Annotated in this window: 15 protein-coding genes, 1 tRNA gene and 1 other annotated feature; of the genes, 1 reads left to right on the top strand and 15 read right to left on the bottom strand. The window is 54.4% G+C overall.

All coding sequences use genetic code 11. The features are described 5' to 3' along the window. Positions 1–163 precede the first annotated feature (163 nt). The 11 genes from ACK8P7_RS00895 to secA form a co-directional block, all read right to left on the bottom strand. Positions 164–249, bottom strand: a tRNA-Ser gene (locus tag ACK8P7_RS00895). Positions 250–306: 57 nt separating this feature from the next. Beyond that, positions 307–1,098 carry a 2-C-methyl-D-erythritol 4-phosphate cytidylyltransferase gene (gene ispD, locus ACK8P7_RS00890; protein WP_410042336.1) on the bottom strand — a complete coding sequence of 264 codons (792 nt, stop codon included), beginning with the start codon at positions 1,096–1,098 and terminating at the stop codon, positions 307–309. Positions 1,099–1,246: 148 nt separating this feature from the next. After that, positions 1,247–2,266, bottom strand: coding sequence for a tRNA (adenosine(37)-N6)-threonylcarbamoyltransferase complex transferase subunit TsaD (tsaD, locus tag ACK8P7_RS00885; protein WP_410042335.1), 1,020 nt, complete (start codon positions 2,264–2,266; stop codon positions 1,247–1,249). 2 nt (positions 2,267–2,268) lie between these two features. Beyond that, positions 2,269–3,189, bottom strand: a complete 921-nt coding sequence (locus ACK8P7_RS00880) for a ribonuclease Z (protein ID WP_410042334.1) — start codon at positions 3,187–3,189, stop codon at positions 2,269–2,271. Between the two features lie 4 nt (positions 3,190–3,193). Further along, complete coding sequence (gene rimI / locus ACK8P7_RS00875) at positions 3,194–3,640, bottom strand: ribosomal protein S18-alanine N-acetyltransferase (RefSeq protein WP_410042333.1); 447 nt, start codon at positions 3,638–3,640, stop codon at positions 3,194–3,196. A 111-nt stretch (positions 3,641–3,751) separates the two neighbouring features. Beyond that, positions 3,752–4,576 (bottom strand): tRNA (adenosine(37)-N6)-threonylcarbamoyltransferase complex dimerization subunit type 1 TsaB, encoded by an 825-nt coding sequence (gene tsaB, locus ACK8P7_RS00870; protein WP_410042332.1) that lies wholly within the window; start codon positions 4,574–4,576, stop codon positions 3,752–3,754. A gap of 15 nt (positions 4,577–4,591) precedes the next feature. Then, positions 4,592–5,008 (bottom strand): tRNA (adenosine(37)-N6)-threonylcarbamoyltransferase complex ATPase subunit type 1 TsaE, encoded by a 417-nt coding sequence (tsaE, locus tag ACK8P7_RS00865; RefSeq protein WP_410042331.1) that lies wholly within the window; start codon positions 5,006–5,008, stop codon positions 4,592–4,594. Beyond that, a complete protein-coding gene (locus ACK8P7_RS00860) occupies positions 5,008–6,255 on the bottom strand; it encodes a homoserine dehydrogenase (protein ID WP_410042330.1) in 1,248 nt (415 codons plus the stop codon). Before ACK8P7_RS00860 ends, tsaE begins: the two co-directional genes overlap by 1 nt. Positions 6,256–6,338: 83 nt before the next feature. Continuing rightward, positions 6,339–6,794, bottom strand: a complete 456-nt coding sequence (locus ACK8P7_RS00855) for an ACT domain-containing protein (RefSeq protein ID WP_410042329.1) — start codon at positions 6,792–6,794, stop codon at positions 6,339–6,341. A gap of 62 nt (positions 6,795–6,856) precedes the next feature. Beyond that, positions 6,857–7,993, bottom strand: coding sequence for a peptide chain release factor 2 (prfB, locus tag ACK8P7_RS00850; RefSeq protein ID WP_410042598.1), 1,137 nt, complete (start codon positions 7,991–7,993; stop codon positions 6,857–6,859). A gap of 173 nt (positions 7,994–8,166) precedes the next feature. Next, positions 8,167–10,824, bottom strand: coding sequence for a preprotein translocase subunit SecA (secA, locus tag ACK8P7_RS00845; RefSeq protein ID WP_410042328.1), 2,658 nt, complete (start codon positions 10,822–10,824; stop codon positions 8,167–8,169). A gap of 338 nt (positions 10,825–11,162) precedes the next feature. Here secA and hpf point away from each other — a divergent pair, with 338 nt between their 5' ends. Next, positions 11,163–11,693, top strand: a complete 531-nt coding sequence (gene hpf, locus ACK8P7_RS00840; RefSeq protein WP_410042327.1) for a ribosome hibernation-promoting factor, HPF/YfiA family — start codon at positions 11,163–11,165, stop codon at positions 11,691–11,693. Positions 11,694–11,859: 166 nt separating this feature from the next. Here hpf and ACK8P7_RS00835 read toward each other — a convergent pair whose 3' ends face one another. The 4 genes from ACK8P7_RS00835 to ACK8P7_RS00820 all read right to left on the bottom strand — a co-directional run bounded on the left by ACK8P7_RS00835 (position 11,860) and on the right by ACK8P7_RS00820 (position 16,746). Continuing rightward, the gene (locus ACK8P7_RS00835) at positions 11,860–12,939 is read right to left on the bottom strand and encodes a C40 family peptidase (protein WP_410042326.1); all 1,080 of its coding nucleotides are present in this window, start codon (positions 12,937–12,939) and stop codon (positions 11,860–11,862) included. 261 nt (positions 12,940–13,200) lie between these two features. Continuing rightward, positions 13,201–14,055, bottom strand: coding sequence for an SDR family NAD(P)-dependent oxidoreductase (locus ACK8P7_RS00830; RefSeq protein WP_410042325.1), 855 nt, complete (start codon positions 14,053–14,055; stop codon positions 13,201–13,203). 116 nt (positions 14,056–14,171) lie between these two features. Next, positions 14,172–14,846, bottom strand: a complete 675-nt coding sequence (locus ACK8P7_RS00825) for a trimeric intracellular cation channel family protein (protein WP_410042324.1) — start codon at positions 14,844–14,846, stop codon at positions 14,172–14,174. 13 nt (positions 14,847–14,859) lie between these two features. Beyond that, a complete protein-coding gene (locus ACK8P7_RS00820; RefSeq protein ID WP_410042323.1) occupies positions 14,860–16,746 on the bottom strand; it encodes a threonine--tRNA ligase in 1,887 nt (628 codons plus the stop codon). A gap of 129 nt (positions 16,747–16,875) precedes the next feature. Further along, positions 16,876–17,107: a binding site (T-box leader), on the bottom strand. Positions 17,108–17,203 lie beyond the last annotated feature (96 nt).

Here is a 17,203-nt window from a genome sequence, read left to right as displayed (position 1 = left end):
CTGGTCTCTGAAAATTCTTTAGAATCTTCAGGGTCTGTGTATTAATCGATCTTTGATTTTCAAGGTTCGTTGTGCTCTCGTCTCGCGACAGCTTGTTTATATTAGCAAACTATCATTCGATTGTCAAGAGCTTTTTTGAAATCTTTTTGATAATAATTTCAAACGCAGAGGGTGGGGTTCGAACCCACGTGCCCTTGCGGACAAACGGTTTTCAAGACCGCCTCGTTATGACCACTTCGATACCTCTGCACTTTTGAGCGCTCTTTACGAGCGACTTAGATATAATATCGATAAGTGCTTCGATTGTCAACCGTTTTCTGAACTTTTTCTCATGTACAGCTCTGCGATTTTTACATCTTCTGGTGTGGTCACCTTGATGTTTTCATAGCTGCCCGGTATGATCTTGACGCGCTGGCCCGCGAAGGACTCGACGACCATCGCGTCATCGGTGACCGGAATCATGAGACGTCCGCTTTCGTCCTGGCGGATCATCGCTGCATATGCTTTATAGATGAGCGAGAAATCGAAGCTCTGGGGTGTCTGCATGAGCCATAGTGAACTTCTTTCCGGCGTCTCCTTTACGAAGTGATCCGCATCGAGAACCTTGATGGTATCCTTCACCGGCATTCCGATCACCGCAGCATGGTACTTCTCTGCATAATGTAAGGCGTCGTCAATGATCGCGTCCGTCAGCAGCGGACGTGCACAGTCATGGATCATGATGAGCGGATCCTGTGTGCCGGAGGATGTCATCCCGGTATCAGGCGAAGCCGTATCCAGTTTCTCGAGCTCCGCAACTTTCTTCAGTCCTTCGAAGACGGAGTTGTAGCGCTCCTTTCCGCCCGCCACGATCGCAGCGAGCTTCTGAAGCGGACAGACACCGTCGGTACCGGTCAGCTCTTTCATATAGGGGATATCCTCTTCTCCAGTGGTCAGGATGATGCCATCCACCGCAGGATGATGATCGAATCGGGATGCGCTCCAGCTGAAGAGCGGCTTGCCGAGGATTTCCATAAACTGCTTTTTCGTTTTACTGTGCATACGACGCCCGCTGCCGGCAGCCAGAACGATCGCATAGACTTTTCTTCCGTTATACATAGATACCTCCAGATCACAAAATACGATTCACGAATTATGTATCCTTATCATATCAGATTTTCTGCATATAAAAAATGCCTGAGCTCAGCTGCATCAGGCATTTCTAAAATCATTCTTATTTACGACTGTTTACACTTGGTGCAATTTGTCACCGTTCGCCGAGCTTCAGGTTCGGGCAGGCATTGAGATCCAGTCCGTCTCGACATCCTTGCAGGTATTCGTAGTAACCCGCGCAGCCGATCATGGCAGCATTGTCCGTACAGAGCACCGGGCTCGGACGATAAAAGCGGATGCCGTTTTTCGCACACTCCTCTTCCATCCGCGCACGGATATGGCTGTTGGAGGCGACACCGCCCGCGATGGCGAGCTTCTGATAGCCGCGCTCCTTACAGAGCATGATGGCACGCGAAACGAGTGAATCCGTGACGGCTTCCTGAAAGGAGGCGCAGAGATCCGGTACGTTGATCGCTGTATTCATCATTTTCGCCTTGTTGATGTAGTTGAGGACGTTCGATTTGATGCCGGAGAAGGTGAAGTCGTACGGGTTGTCGGTCACCGTGCCGCGCGGGAATGCGATGGCCTGCGGGTTTCCGGTTTTCGATGCTGCATCGACCTTCGGGCCACCCGGATAGCCGAGTCCGACGGCGCGCGCCACCTTATCGAAGGCTTCACCGGCTGCGTCATCACGTGAGCGGCCGACGATCTCGAACTTTCCGTAATCCTGCACGACGACGAGGTGGGTATGACCACCCGATACGATCAGACAGGCAAACGGAGGCTCGAGCTCCTTGTTTTCGATATAGTTCGCACTGACATGGCCCTCGATATGGTGGACACCGATCAGCGGTTTTTTCAGCGCATAGGCGAGTGCCTTCGCTTCCGCTACACCGACGAGCAGGGCACCGACGAGGCCCGGACCATAGGTTACCGCGATGGCATCGATGTCGTCGAAGGTACAGTGTGCTTCCTTCAGCGCGAGCGCGATGACGTCGTCGATCTTTTCGAGATGCTTACGGGAAGCAATCTCCGGCACGACCCCGCCGTACTCGGTATGAATCGCGATCTGCGATGAAATGATGTTGGAAAGAACCTCGCGGCCGTTACGTACGACCGCTGCCGCGGTCTCATCACAGCTGGATTCGATTCCCAGGATTGTAATATCTGCCATAGTTACTTATCTTCTCCCTCTTCGTCGAACACGAGATCCTTGGTCCAGCCGTCCCGTGCGAACTTCACCGGCCAGATCTTCGAGATCTCGTCCCGATAGATATCCGGCTTCATCTCGCTCGGGGAATAATGTGTAAACCACATCTCCTTCGGCTTCGCTTCGGCACCGATACGGGCCGCCTCGACCATCATCATGTGCTTATACTTCTTCGCGTTGTCGAGCTTCTCGTACTCACCATACATGCCCTCACAGATAAAGAGGTCGGCGTTGGTCGCCATCTCCGTGATCATCGGCGTCGGACGGGTATCCGTACAGTAGGTCACGCTCAGCCCGCGACGTGCGGCCCCCATCACCATGTCTGGTGTATAGATCTGCCCGTCTTCCTCGACCGTCTCCCCATGCTGCAGCCGGTTCCAGCAGCGGACCGGGATGTGACTCGCCTGTGCGCGTGCCGCGTCGAACTTTCCGAGCCGACGGATGCTGACGCGATACCCATAGCAGGTGATTTTATGGTTCACCTTGAAGGCATCCAGTACGAACGGCCCGAATTCGATCTGCTCGAGTGGCTCTGAAAGCTCATGATAGATGATCTCGAACGGCAGCTCCGGTGCCACCACGCGCAGTCCATCCACTACGCGTCGGAGACCCTTCGGTCCGACCATATGCAGCGGCTCGGTGCGCTCGGCGTTCCCCATCGAAAGCAGCATGCCCGGCAGACCGGAGATATGATCCGCATGGTAGTGTGTGAAGCAGATCACATCGATCGGCTTCGGCGACCATGACTTTTCCTTCATAGCGATCTGCGTGCCCTCGCCGCAGTCGATCAGCATACTGCTGCCGTTACACCGAAGCATGAGGCTCGTGAGCCATCGGTTCGGAAGCGGCATCATCCCGCCGGTTCCCAGTAAACAAATATCCAGCATATTTTTATTCCTTCATCATGATGATGGCATCCTCAGTCGGACCCTGATAGTAGTTCCTTCGTCGATAGGATTCTACGAATCCCCTCTTACGATACAGCGCTTTTGCAGGCTCATTGTGTGCCCGGACCTCCAGAAAGATGCGTTTTGCATCCCGTTCTGCAGCGAGACGCAGCATCTCCTCCATCAGCGCTTCGCCGACACCACTCCGTCGGCAGGCGGGCGCCACACATATATTTTCGATCTCGGCTTCCGGCGCGATGATCCGAAGCACCGCATATCCTGCGAGGCCTGTGGTACGAATCACCAGCGGAAAATCGCATTTTGAGGCGATGGCCGCTTCGAAATCAACCGCATGCCAGGCCATCTGCCCGAAGGCTTCCCGCTCGAGGGGAAGCACCTCCGGGATATCCTCCAGCCGCATGGCTTCGATGGTATAAGCAGTTTCCCTCATCGAGCTTTCCTCCTGTCCTTCATAAACGGTTATACCCGGCGTCCGGCAGTACGCTGACGGCGCAGAGCTGCGGGGCCAGGATGTCCATGTGCCAAGTCCGGGGCTGTCCGCTTATAAATTCTCTGGCACCGTGTCGTCCTCGTAGCCTGGACCGGCGTCGATCTTATAGTTCCGTGCGGTGAGACGATCCTCTGCTGCCGTCTTTTTCAGGAGATTCGGATCCTCGTGGGTGATGTCATACTCCCGGAGTCCGGCGGCCTCACGCTCGCGCTCCGCCTGCGGCTTCCGGATATAGCTGAGGTGAAAATCCTTTCCGGATACGGCCTTTCCCTGTGCGAGCTGCTCTGCGCCGAGCATGGCGACAGAGGACGCACGCTGCAGAAGATTTCCCGGACCGGCGAAGCGATACGGTACAGAGAGCTGTGTCTCGAGGCAGCTGCGGTATACCGGAACCGCATCTCCCAGGAAGAAGTGCTTTCCCGGCATCTGATTGATTTTCGTGACGAGATCCTCGATGCCGATCGCCTCTTCCTCTCCGATCAGCTGGCCGTCGAGAAATGTCGCAGTATAAACCTGACTGCGGCGTGCATCCATGATCGGATGCACATAAACCTCATCCATATCCCGAAGATTCATCGCGAGTCCCTCGAGGGTGCTCACCTCGAGGAGCGGGATACCATAGCCGAGCGCGAGTCCCTTTGCGGTCGCGGCGCCGATGCGGAGACCGGTGAAAGAGCCTGGGCCGGCACTGACCGCGATGGCATCCAGCTCCTCGACCGTGTGTCCGGTACGTGAAAAAATCTCAGCCACCATAGGTAAAAGTGTCTGAGAGTGGGTGAGTCCGATATTGCATGCATACTCCGAAAGGACGACACCGTCCGCGTATAAGGCGACGCTCGCGGTGTGTCCGGATGAATCAATTCCTAAAATCAACATAGTGTTATCCCATATTTAATACTCGATGCGTCGATAGTCGAAGCCCTTCGTGAGATCCTTCCGGATCCGCACCCAGCGGGCCTCCTTCGGAAGTAGCTCCTCGATCTGTCCCGGCCACTCGATGATGCTGACGCCCTGACCATAGAAATAGTCTTCGTAGCCGATCTCCTCCATCTCGGACGGATCCCCGATACGATAGACATCGAAGTGATAGAGCGGGAGACGCCCGCCTTCGTACTCCTTCACGATGTTAAAGGTCGGGGAATTCACATAATCATCGATCCCGAGTCCCGCGGCGAAGCCCTGGGTGAAGACGGTCTTGCCTACACCCAGGTCACCATCGAGACAGATGATCTCGCCCGGGACCGCCTCGCGGCCCAGCTTCTGTCCGAATGCGAAGGTATCCTTCGCTGAATTACTCTCAAAAATCATCAGTCCTCTTCCTTCTCGGTACGGATGAAATGGAAGATCCGGCGTCCGGTCTTCTCCTCAAACTCAGCGACATTCTGCAGGAAGTCGCCCTCAAACATCACATCGGTGATAAAAGCGAACTCATCGGTACGACCGCCCAGTGCGATCGGAACCAGCTTCGAGCTGTCCTCCAGGAAGAGCTCACGGAGCTCCTTCTTCACCGCATCCGGTGTGCCCTCGACACGAACGAAATATGCGAACGCGTTCGAGCTCATCGGCTCGATCTGAATCATCTTCTCGGTCCAGCCGATGCCCTGGAAATCATGCTGGTGGCGTACGGCCGCGATGATATCAGACACGACGGCACTTGCGGTCGGCATCTTGCCGGCACCCATACCATAGAGCATGGTCGTACCGAGACAGTTTCCGACGATACGGATACCGTTATAAACGCCATCGACGCTGAAAAGCGGGTCGGACTTCGGAATCATCATCGGAACGACATAGGCGAAGTACTTATCCTCGACCTGCTGTACGGAGCCGAGCAGCTTGATGGTCATACCCAGTTCACGCGCATAGAGGAAGTCCAGCTTCGAAACTGCACGGATACCCTCGGTATAGATGTCCTCATGACGGCAGCGATTGCCGGAGGCCATACTGAGAAGGATCGCCGTTTTACGGGAGGTGTCGAAGCCGTCGATATCGGAGGACGGGTCACGCTCCGCATAGCCGAGATGCTGTGCCTCGACGAGGGTTTCCTCGAAGTCGGCACCCTTTTCACGCATCTTCGTAAGGATGAAGTTCGTGGTTCCGTTCATGATACCGGTGATCTCGGTCAGATTCTCGCCGGCATAGTTATGGTAGATCGTGCGGATGACCGGGATACCACCACCGACGGAAGCCTCGAAATAGAAATTACAGTGATGTTCGCGGGCGATGCTGATGAGCTTCGAGCCGACCGCATCGACGAGTGCCTTGTTGGAGGTGACACAGTGCTTCCCCTTCTCGAGGCAGGCCTTCACAAACTCATAGGCCGGGTGAATGCCGCCCATGGTCTCGACGACGAGCTTGATCTCCGGATCGTTCTTGATGACGGAGAAGTCGGAAATCAGCTTATCATTATCGACACCGATGTCGGTACGAAGATCCAGTACATACTTGAGCTCGACCGGCTCGCCGACCTTCTTTTCGATCTGCGCCTGATTGATGCGCAGCACCTCTGCTACGCCGGAGCCGATGGTGCCATAGCCTAAAATCGCAATTTTCATAATTTTCCCCTTCATGCTGGTAACGTTCCGAAGCGTTCGGCTACGTTTTAAATGATGGATGCCTGTGGTTTTACAGGGACTGCCTAGCCAGGCATGCTCTCCTGCGCAAGAATCTTGACATATTGTATATTGGGCAATGCTTCGATCTCATGGATCATCGCATTGATGTCCGACGTATCCTCCCGGACCTCGATGGAGAGTGTCAGGGTGGCGATTCCGTTGATGGGAATCGATTGATGGATGGTCAGGATGTTCGCATTATACGAAGATACCGTCGAGCAGATCTTCGCCAGATTTCCGAGTACATCCCGCATCTCGACGATGATCGTGACGGTCTTCCCCTTCGAACTATCGTAAAACGGGAAGATGTCTTCTTTATACTTATAGAAAGAACTGCGGGAAATATTCACGCGTTCGGTTGCTTCTGCCACCGATAAGCCCTTTTCTGTCTCGAGGAGACGCTTTACCTCGACCACCTTTTTCAGGACCTCGGGCAGTGCCCCGGTCCGGACAACGAAATAATCGGATTGACTGCTCATCGTGTCTACCTGTCCTTCTCTCTCGCTCGTGGTGCTGTTTCGTCGCTTACCCGCTGCTGAAATCAGTCTTCTCCTTGAACGCGGCGATCAGGGCAGCCGAGCTGCATCCACTTAAGGTAGGCGGTGATGAAGCGATCGATATCACCATCGAGCACCGCATCGGTATTGGAGGTCTGCTCACCGGAACGAAGATCCTTCACCATACGATATGGCTGCAGAACATAGGAGCGGATCTGGGAGCCCCAGCCGTTGTCCTTGACCTCGCCACGGATACCGGCCAGCATCGCCTCCTGCTCCTCCTTCTCCTTCAGGTACAGTCTCGCCTTCAGCATCTGCATCGCCTTGTTACGGTTCTGAAGCTGTGAACGCTCCTCCTGACAGGCCACGACGATACCGGTCGGGATATGAATCAGTCGAACAGCCGAGGAGGTCTTATTGATGTGCTGTCCACCGGCACCGGATGCACGGTATACCTCCATCTTGATGTCCTCCGGACGCACCTCGATGTCGATCTCGGTCTCGATGTCTGGCATGATGTCACAGGACACGAAGGAGGTCTGACGCTTCGCCTGTGCATTGAATGGAGAGATACGTACCAGACGGTGAACACCCGCCTCGGAGCGCAGGTAGCCGTAGGCATACTCGCCATCGATCTCGATGGTGACGGACTTGATACCGGCTTCATCACCCTCCAGATAATCCAGCACCTTCAGGGTGAAACCATGACGCTCCGCCCAACGTGTATACATACGATACAGCATACCGGCCCAGTCGTTGGACTCGGTACCACCGGCACCGGCGTTGAGACGCAGGATGGCATTCATACTGTCATATTCTCCGGAAAGGAGAAGCTTCGTCGACATCTGATCGAGGCGCTCGATGAAATCATCCAGCATTTCCTTGACCTCTGCCACGGAATCCTGATCCTCCTCCTCTTCCGCCATCTCGATCAGTGCGCCGATATCATCATAGGACTGCGCGAGCTCTTCGTAGCTTTTGACCTCATCCTTCAGACGACGGTCCTCGGTAGAGTACTGGTTGGCCTTTTCCGGATCTGTCCAGAAATCCGGCTCTTCCATCATACGGTCGAGCTCGGCGATGCGCTTCTTTTTATTATCAAGGTCCAGGGAAGCGCCGAGATCCCGGAGGGCCTGTTCCTTCTGTCCAAGCTCATACTTGTACTGGTCTAACTCAATGATCATTTGTTTTCCTTTACATGCTATGTGTTACATCGTCACTGCTGCACTGCTTCCGAAACGCACGGACACCCGTTCGGTGCTGTCCGCTTCGAAAGAGAAGCGAAGTATATAAAAGGCCGCGAAGCATTCGATGATGATCCGCGGCCTTTCCCTGCGGGAGCAGGAAAGCTTACTTAGTTTTTGCCGGCGTTATCAAGCATTTCGTCCTGTGCCTTCTCTGCCTGTGCTTCGGATACCTTCTGATTCATCATCTTCTGGTACTCGTCACGGCCGTGGCACTGCTTATACTTCTTGCCGGATCCACACGGACACGGATCGTTCGGATAGATCTTGCGGATGGAACGCTTTTTCGGTGCCTGCGCAAGGGTGTCGTCACGGTTGGTACCGGTAACCTGTGCCTGCTGCTCACGCTCCACCTTCTGCTCTACCTGGATATGATACAGGATGCGTACGGTATCTTCCTTGATGGCACGTGTCATATCGCCAAACATCTGATAGCCCTGGATCTTATACTCTACGAGCGGATCCTTCTGGCCGTATGCCTGAAGACCGATACCATCACGGATGATATCCATATCATCGATGTGGTTCATCCACTTCTGGTCGATCACACGAAGAAGGATGACACGCTCTACCTCACGGAGCTGCTCCGGATTCGGGAAGGAGGCTTCCTTCTGCTCATAGAGCTTGATGGCCTCTTCCTTCAGGAGCTGCTTGAACTCGTTCTTCGTCATCGAGTTGAACTGCTCCTCGGTAAGCTGCAGCTTCGGAAGCGGGATGATGCTCATCAGTGTATCATTCAGACCACTGAGATCCCAGTCCTTCGCGGTGGCGTCCTCTGGAACGTTCGCATCGACATAATTCTCGATGATGTCCTGAATGAAGTTGATGATGGTCGGACGGAGATCGTCACCGTTCAGCACCTTCTCACGCTCTGCATAGATGACATCACGCTGCTCGTTGTTGACCTCGTCGTACTTCAGGAGGTTTTCACGGATGCCGTAGTTGTTCAGCTCGATCTTCTCCTGTGCCTTTTCGATGGCGTTGGAAAGCATCTTGTGGTGGATTTGCTCACCCTCCGGTACACCCAGTGCCTCGAACATATTCATGAGACGCTCGGAACCGAAGAGACGCATCAGGTCATCCTCGAGGGAGATGAAGAACTGAGACTGACCCGGGTCACCCTGACGTCCGGCACGTCCACGGAGCTGGTTATCGATACGTCTCGACTCGTGGCGCTCGGTACCGATGATATGAAGACCACCGGCAGCCAGTGCCTCCGGATCCAGCTTGATATCTGTACCACGGCCGGCCATGTTGGTCGCGATGGTGACGGCACCGTGCTGACCGGCGTCTGCAACGATGGCAGCCTCGAGCTCATGGAACTTCGCATTCAGGACGTTGTGCTTGATACCACGGCGCTTCAGCATGCCGCTGATGAGCTCGGAGGTATCGATGTTGATGGTACCGATCAGAACCGGGGCGCCGGTCTCGTGGATACGAACCGCTTCATCCACGACGGCCTGGAACTTTTCCTTCTTCGACTTATAAACCGCATCATCGAGGTCGATACGCTGTACCGGCTTGTTGGTCGGGATACAGATGACATCCATATAATAGATGTTACGGAACTCCTTCTCCTCGGTCTGTGCGGTACCGGTCATACCGGCCTTCTTATCAAACTTGTTAAAGAAGTTCTGGAAGGTGATCGTCGCGAGGGTCTTCGACTCACGCTTGACGTTCACATGCTCCTTCGCCTCGATCGCCTGATGGAGACCATCGCTGTAACGACGGCCCGGCATGATACGTCCGGTGAACTCGTCGACGATAAGTACCTCGTCATCCTTGACCACGTAGTCCTTATCACGGTGCATGAGGTTGTTTGCACGAAGCGCCAGGATCACGCAGTGCTGGATCTCCAGATTCTGCGGATCTGCGAGGTTCTGGATATGGAAGAACTGCTCAACCTTATGGACACCCTGCTGGGTGAGGTTGACGGTCTTCTCCTTCTCGTTGACGATGAAGTCACCGGTTTCCTCGATCTCCTCACCGAGGATCGCGTCGAGCTTACTGAACTCTGCGGACTCCTCACCACGCTGAAGCTGACGGGCCAGCACATCACAGACCTCATAGAGCTTCGTGGACTTTCCGGACTGACCAGAGATGATCAGCGGTGTACGTGCTTCATCGATCAGGACGGAGTCGACCTCATCGATGATACAGTAGTGAAGGCCACGAAGTACCTGCTGGTTCTTATACACTGCCATGTTATCACGGAGGTAGTCGAAACCGAGCTCGTTATTCGTGACATAGGTGATATCACAGTTATAGGCTGCCTGACGCTCCTCGGTGGTCATGGAGTTCAGAACCACACCTACACTTAATCCGAGGAACTCGTGGATACGTCCCATCCACTCCGCATCTCGCTTCGCGAGGTAGTCGTTGACGGTGACGATATGAACACCCTTTCCCTCCAGCGCATTCAGATAGGCCGGACAGGTGGATACGAGGGTCTTACCTTCACCGGTTCTCATCTCGGCGATACGGCCCTGGTGAAGAACGACACCACCGATCAGCTGTACCGGGAAGTGCTTCATCTTATTGACACGCCATGCGGCCTCACGTACTGTCGCATAGGCCTCCGGAAGAATCTGATCCAGACTCTCTCCCTGCGCCAGACGCTCCTTAAACTTCGGGGTCTGCGCCTTTAACTCTTCATCTGACATGGCAGACATGGTCTCATCATAAGAAAGGATCTTCTCAATGATCGGATCGATCCGCTTCAGTTCATGATCGGAATGGGTACCGAAAACCTTCTCAAAAAAACTCATTTGCTCTAGTACTCCTTATCGCAAGTGTACACAGCGATACGATACATCTGCCTACACTTTTCGTTCTACTTATGGCTATAACTCTGAAATCTTATCACTAAACACTTTTTTATTCAAGAAAGCTTTTGATTGTTAACATTTAATTCATATATTTCATTACTGTTCACTCGTGGCTCGGCGGACGGCAGCCGGGCCACGCCTTGACTTAACGACGTTTGAACAGCGACGGATTATATTTTACATATCCATTACGTTGTAGAAATTTCCTCTATATATGATATAATATATATATCCTGAATGACCCACATCAGGAAATCTTTTTAAGGGAGCGTGATTTTATGAAGTTTAACATCACAGGAAGAAATGTTACTGTATCTGACGGCATGAAGGACCAGATCGATCGGAAGCTGGGCAAGTTATCGAAGTTCTTCAAGGAAGACACCATCTGCAACGTCACTCTCTCCACTGAGAAAAACAAGTATAGGGTCGAGGTGACCATCCCGGTAAAGGACGGTGTCATCCGTGCTGAGGAGATCACACCGGATAAGTTCCAGTCCCTCGATATGGTTGTAGACGTCATCGAACGTCAGATCCGTAAGTACCGCACGAAGCTGATCAATCGTCAGCAGGCTGCTGATTTCTCCGACGCCTTCGCAGAGGAGCTGGAGGATGAGCTCGGTGAGGATGAAATCCAGATCGAGCGTACAAAGCACTTCAACCTGAAGCCGATGACCCCGGAAGAGGCTTGCCTCCAGATGGAGCTGGTCGGCCATACCTTCTTCGTATTCCAGAACGGCGATACCGGAAACATTGCCGTCGTTTATAAGAGAAAGAGCGGCAACTATGGCCTGATCGAGCCGGAGTACTGATCCCCGGAGAGGCCGGCAGGCCTCCATATAAAATAGTAAATTCCATCGAGTGGTATCCAGCGTACGTTAGATCGTGATGCTGATCATCCATTTGTCATATGGACTCCATAAAACGAAGAACCCCTTAAGCTGTTTCGCTTAAGGGGTTCTTCATTTATTTCGGATATCAGTTCTGGATGAAACGTCCATAGCCGACCGGCGTACGGTAATCGTAGCGTCCGGTGCAGATGCCGGTACGTGCATTCGCTGCATGGATGATGACGCCATCGCCGGCATAGATCGCGACGTGGTTGATGTAATCACCCGATGCGTAGAATACGAGGTCGCCCGGCTGGAGCTGCTCGAAGCTGATGGACTGTGCATTCGCATACTGATCACGGGAGCTGCGCCCTGTCGTGATGCCGAAGTGCTTGAAAATCTGCTGTACGAAGCCGGAGCAGTCAGCGCCATCCGTGAGGGAAGTGCCGCCATAGACATACGGATTCCCGAGGAACTGCTTCGCGTACTGGATCAGTGCCTGACGAGAAGCCGTCGTCGCGATGACCGGAAGACTGCTGCTGATCGACTTTACGATGGAGGTACCGGCCTCGATGACATTACTACGACTTAAAATGCTCGTGCCTGCGTTTGTTACGGCTGCATCACTCTTCGTTTCAGAAGCGCTGCTGCTTCGTGTACCACTGATGGCATCGCCGGCGGCCTGGATGATGTTTCCGGCAGCTGTGCTCACGCCGCTGGTGCCGACATTCGTGAGGATATTCGCGGCTGCACTGACCGTGCTCTTCTGTGGAGTGGAAGAGGCACTCTGCGTGTTCTTCTTAAAAACGGCGAAATCATCGACCGAATCCACGATTTCCAGCAGGGTTTCCTTTCCCTCCGTCGAAACCGCAGCTTCCTGGATCGTTTCGGCTGCCGTCGAGTCCTGCGCCACGGTATACTGCTCGCTGACGACATTGGCACTGGTCTCGTGAATCTCCGAGATTTTATACTCCGGAATCATGGAACCGTCCGTCGCCGCGGCCAGATCCTGGTCGGAGATGCCGAGCTCCTCGTCCGATACCGGGCCGTCGCCGATGCCGATCAGGACCTCGTCCGCCAGTGCGGTCGAGGTGGTCGTCAGGCTGAACATGAGAAGCAGGGCCAGCTTCAGCGCGAGCCTCCGCGTACGACGCTTCGGGGCATACGAAGAAGCGGCAGGCAGACGCACACCGGTTTCCTGTGTCATAGGATGCATAAGATGATTCATACTGGGTCTATTCACGGTTTCTCCCATACTTTTATCTGATCCGCCGGATCGCCGGAGCGGTCCCCGGCCTAAAACGAAGATGTCTCTGAAAAAAGCCGCAAAAAAGCGGCGTTGCAAACTCTGTTTCGAAGATCTCAAACATCTTAACTTTAGCACAAACGCCGCGATCTTTCCTTACAAATTATATTACAATTTGCTTACGATGCAGAAGGCCTATAAGCGTTCCTTCGGGTCCCCACTGTCTGAACAGTATTTCAAATCTCAGATCCAGCCGCCGTCGAAGCGGATGATCTGGCCGGTGAGGTAGGCCGGGGCGGCGGCGAGGAGACGCACGAGGTCCGCGACCTCTGCCGCTGTGCACATACGACCGTAGGGGATCTCGTCCTCGAGCTGTGCCCGGTCCTCCGCGCTCATCCAGCCGTTCATGTCCGTATCGACACAGCCGATGGCGATGGCATTGACCGGGATATGGTTCGGTGCAAGCTCCTTCCCCAGCGCCTCGGTGAAGGCATTGACCGCGCCCTTCGTGAGGCTGTAGACCGACTCCATGGAGGCGCCGACCACACCCCAGACAGAGCTCATGTTGAGGATACGGCCCTCGGAGGCGCGCAGCAGATACGGAATCACGGCGCGGGTGAGGCGGAACATGTCCTTCACGTTGGCATCGAGCATCTCCTCGAGCTCGTCATCCGAGACGTCCTGGGCGAGGTTGAAGGTCGAGATGCCGGCGTTGTTCACGAGGAGGAGGGCGTCCTCCGGGGTCTCGATCCGCGTGCGTCGTGTAAGTGCATCCTGCGGACCGTGCGATATGACGAGATCGCTCTGCTCTTCGCAGGCAGCACAGGATTCAGGCTGCGTCCCATCAAGATCCTCTTCCGTAAGGATCGGAAGGGGTTTCGTGCCTGGTGTCCCGAGCAGTGCGGCGAGGACCTCGCCTGTGATCGGGCCATGCACGGTATGCACCTCCGTCACGCCGCGGAGCCTCTCCGCCACCTGCTCCAGGAGGTCGAAGCGAGAGCGGCAGTTCAGGATGAGCCGCCAGCCGTCGCGGGCCAATGTCTCTGCCACTGCTCTTCCCACGCCGCGGGAGGCACCTGTAATAATCGCTGTTTTCATAATTTCCTTTCCGAAAAAAGCGGCTGCACGATGTGCAGCCGCTTTCTGTCCTGCCGCAGGACGTCCATCCTGCGATTGTGCTGTGTTTTCAATTCCGGATACTGTAGCCTCGTTCATTATCTGAAGGACGGCAGATTCCAGTGGAAGTAGATCGCGAGGAAGCGGATCAGGACCGTCACGATCATGCTGACTACCGCGGCGATCATCGTGCTTCCGAAGGCACCCGCCGGGCGGGCGATGACGGACAGGCCGCAGTAGACGATCGCTCCGACGATGGCCGCGATGCCATAGACTCGCTTCCGCATGATGAGCGGCATCTGCCCGGCGAAGATATCGCGGAGGATGCCACCACCGATGCCGGTGAGGACGCCGACGAAGCAGGCGAGGAACATATTTGCACCGTAGCCTGCATTGACCGCCGTACGACAGCCGACGACGACGAACGCGGCGAGGCCGACAGAATCGGCGACGTTCAGGATGAAGTTTGAGCGGATCCGGTTCCGGTCGATCTTATCCATATAGTTCCCGGTGGTCTGGCTGCGCTCGAAGATGAAGTCGACGACGCAGGTGATGAAGGCGACGGTCACATAGACCGGCTTCGTGAACATCGCCGGCGGGATCTCGCCGAGGATGAGGTCACGGATCATACCGCCGCCGACGGCCGTCGCACAGCCGAGTACGATGGCACCGAAGATGTCCATCTTCCGATCCTTTGCGACCATGACACCGGAAATCGCAAAGGCCACCGTACCGACCATTTCAAGAATAAAAATCACATCATCAAAGCCCATAGCTATCTCAGCTTCAGTCGATCTCGTCCGGAAGCTCGAGGGTGTGCTCTCTGTTCAGCTTCTGGCAGAAAGCGACGAACTTGTCGAGCGGAACGTTCTGGATCTGCTTGTTGGAACCACGTACGTTGATGGATACGGTGGTCTCCTCTGCCTCGTGATCACCGAGTACGAGGATGTACGGATCCTTGTAGTTCTTGAAGCCCTTGATCTTCGTCTTCATGTTCTTATCGCTGTAGTCTGCCTCGACACGGATGCCTGCGTTCAGCAGAGCCTCCTCTACCTTCTTCGCATAGGCGTTGTGCTCCTCACGGATCGGAACGAGGGCTACCTGATACGGATTCAGCCAGAACGGGAAGTTCCCCTTGAAGTTCTCGATGATGATACCGATGAAACGCTCGAGGGAACCGTAGATCGCACGGTGGATAACGACCGGCATCTGCTGTGTGCCGTCCTCTGCGGTGTAGTTCAGGCCGAAGTTGTGCGGAAGCTGGAAGTCGAGCTGAACCGTACCACACTGCCACTCACGACCGAGTGCATCCTTGATCTGAAGGTCGATCTTCGGGCCATAGAATGCGCCGTCGCCTTCATTGATCTCGTAGCCGCCCTCGCCATACTTCTCGTCGAGGATGGACTTGAGGGATGCCTCTGCACGATTCCAGACGTCGATATCACCCATGAAATCATCCGGTCTGGTGGAGAGCTCTGCACGGTAGGTGACACCGAAGGTCTTGTAGATCTCGTCTGCGATAGAGATAACATCCGCGATCTCATCCTTGATCTGGGACTCCATCACGAAGGTATGGTCATCATCCTGACGGAACTCCTGTACACGGAAGAGACCGTTCATCTGACCGGACTTCTCCTTACGGTGCAGCACATCGTACTCAGAGTAACGGATCGGGAGCTCCTTATAGGAACGAAGCTTACGCTTGAAGGTGAGCATCGCGTTCGGGCAGTTCATCGGCTTCGCTGCCATGGTGTCGATGTTCTCACGGTTGTAAATGACAGAACCGGCCTGGATCTTCGCTACCTTCTTCTCGGCTGCCGCATCCTTATAATCCTCGACCACGTTCTCGATATCCGCGTCTGCCGTGGTGTAGCCGTCGATACCCGGAACGATGAACATGTTGTTGAGATAATGTGCCCAGTGACCGGAAACGAGCCAGAGACGCTTGTTGTTTACGAGCGGCGCTGCGATCTCGGTGTAGCCATGGCGGCGCTGTACCTCACGGCTGTACTGAAGCAGTGCCTGGTACATCTGCCATCCACGTGGCAGCCAGTATGGCATACCTGGAGCAGTCTCGTTGAACATGAAGAGCTCAAGCTGCGCACCGATCTTCTTGTGGTCACGCTCACGCGCCTCCTCGATCATCTTTACGTGCTGCTTCAGCTCATCCTTCGTCGGGAATGCATACACATAGACACGCTGCATGTGGTCACGCTTCTCGTCGCCTCTCCAGTATGCTGCGGAACAGCTGTGAATCTGATAAGCCGCGCTCATCAGCTCCTGTGAATTCTCTACGTGCGGTCCACGGCAGAGATCGACATAATCATCACCGGTATAGTAAACAGAGATGGTCTCGTCCTCTGGAAGCTCCTCGATCAGCTCGAGCTTAAACTTCTGATCCTTGAAGATCTCCTTCGCCTCGGCCTTCGAAACTTCCTTCCGTGTCCACGGCTCACGACGCTTGATGATCTCACGCATCTTGTTCTCGATGGCCTTGAAGTCCTCTTCACCAATGCTCTTGCCCTCCGGCAGAACGAAGTCATAGTAGCAGCCGTCCTCGATCTGAGGTCCGATGCCGTACTGTACTTCCTTACCATAGATCTCGATCACTGCCTTTGCGAGGATGTGTGCGAGGGAATGACGATACACCTGTAATAACTCTTCCTTTTCCATTTGTTTCTCCTTTGAATGTTTCAAAACCAGCCCTTTGGGTCGGCTGATTTCGTGTCTGGACAACCGGTCCAGTGCCACACAGCGAATCTCTGCCTTAAACAAAAATGCCCCAATCAGCTCTTTCGAACTGATTGGGACGATAGATTCGCGGTTCCACCCAAATTGTCATCTTCCACATATCCTGTGGGCGAATGCTTCTGCACCTGCACAGATGACCACTCTTTCGACGGTAACGTAGTCAACGGGTCCGATTAAGGACCTCTCCGAGGTGGTGTTCATATTTATTTCCTCGACGCCTCGCAGCAACCGGCGTTTCTCTGCATCCGAAATCAAATATTACTGTCCTCTTCAACGATTTCTGTCTATTCAATTGACACAGCCATTGTAGGTTCGGCGGATCGCTTTGTCAAGGGGCTGTCCGGGATTTTGCATACACATGTGTTACACGTCCCTCCGG

The sequence above is a fragment of the Oribacterium sp. P9 genome (assembly GCF_046365365.1).
Taxonomy (GTDB): domain Bacteria; phylum Bacillota; class Clostridia; order Lachnospirales; family Lachnospiraceae; genus Oribacterium.
Note: the sequence above shows the minus strand (reverse complement) of the source record. Positions and strands in the feature narration are given on the sequence as shown.

Coding starts and splice junctions, on each gene's coding strand:
- ACK8P7_RS00825 (WP_410042324.1), bottom strand. CDS start 14,846: ATGGGCTTTGATGATGTGATTTTTATTCTTGAAATGGTCGGTACGGTG.
- secA (WP_410042328.1), bottom strand. CDS start 10,824: ATGAGTTTTTTTGAGAAGGTTTTCGGTACCCATTCCGATCATGAACTG.
- ACK8P7_RS00820 (WP_410042323.1), bottom strand. CDS start 16,746: ATGGAAAAGGAAGAGTTATTACAGGTGTATCGTCATTCCCTCGCACAC.
- tsaE (WP_410042331.1), bottom strand. CDS start 5,008: ATGATTTTTGAGAGTAATTCAGCGAAGGATACCTTCGCATTCGGACAG.
- ACK8P7_RS00855 (WP_410042329.1), bottom strand. CDS start 6,794: ATGAGCAGTCAATCCGATTATTTCGTTGTCCGGACCGGGGCACTGCCC.
- ACK8P7_RS00880 (WP_410042334.1), bottom strand. CDS start 3,189: ATGCTGGATATTTGTTTACTGGGAACCGGCGGGATGATGCCGCTTCCG.
- tsaB (WP_410042332.1), bottom strand. CDS start 4,576: ATGTTGATTTTAGGAATTGATTCATCCGGACACACCGCGAGCGTCGCC.
- ACK8P7_RS00835 (WP_410042326.1), bottom strand. CDS start 12,939: ATGAATCATCTTATGCATCCTATGACACAGGAAACCGGTGTGCGTCTG.
- hpf (WP_410042327.1), top strand. CDS start 11,163: ATGAAGTTTAACATCACAGGAAGAAATGTTACTGTATCTGACGGCATG.
- tsaD (WP_410042335.1), bottom strand. CDS start 2,266: ATGGCAGATATTACAATCCTGGGAATCGAATCCAGCTGTGATGAGACC.
- ACK8P7_RS00860 (WP_410042330.1), bottom strand. CDS start 6,255: ATGAAAATTGCGATTTTAGGCTATGGCACCATCGGCTCCGGCGTAGCA.
- ACK8P7_RS00830 (WP_410042325.1), bottom strand. CDS start 14,055: ATGAAAACAGCGATTATTACAGGTGCCTCCCGCGGCGTGGGAAGAGCA.
- rimI (WP_410042333.1), bottom strand. CDS start 3,640: ATGAGGGAAACTGCTTATACCATCGAAGCCATGCGGCTGGAGGATATC.
- ispD (WP_410042336.1), bottom strand. CDS start 1,098: ATGTATAACGGAAGAAAAGTCTATGCGATCGTTCTGGCTGCCGGCAGC.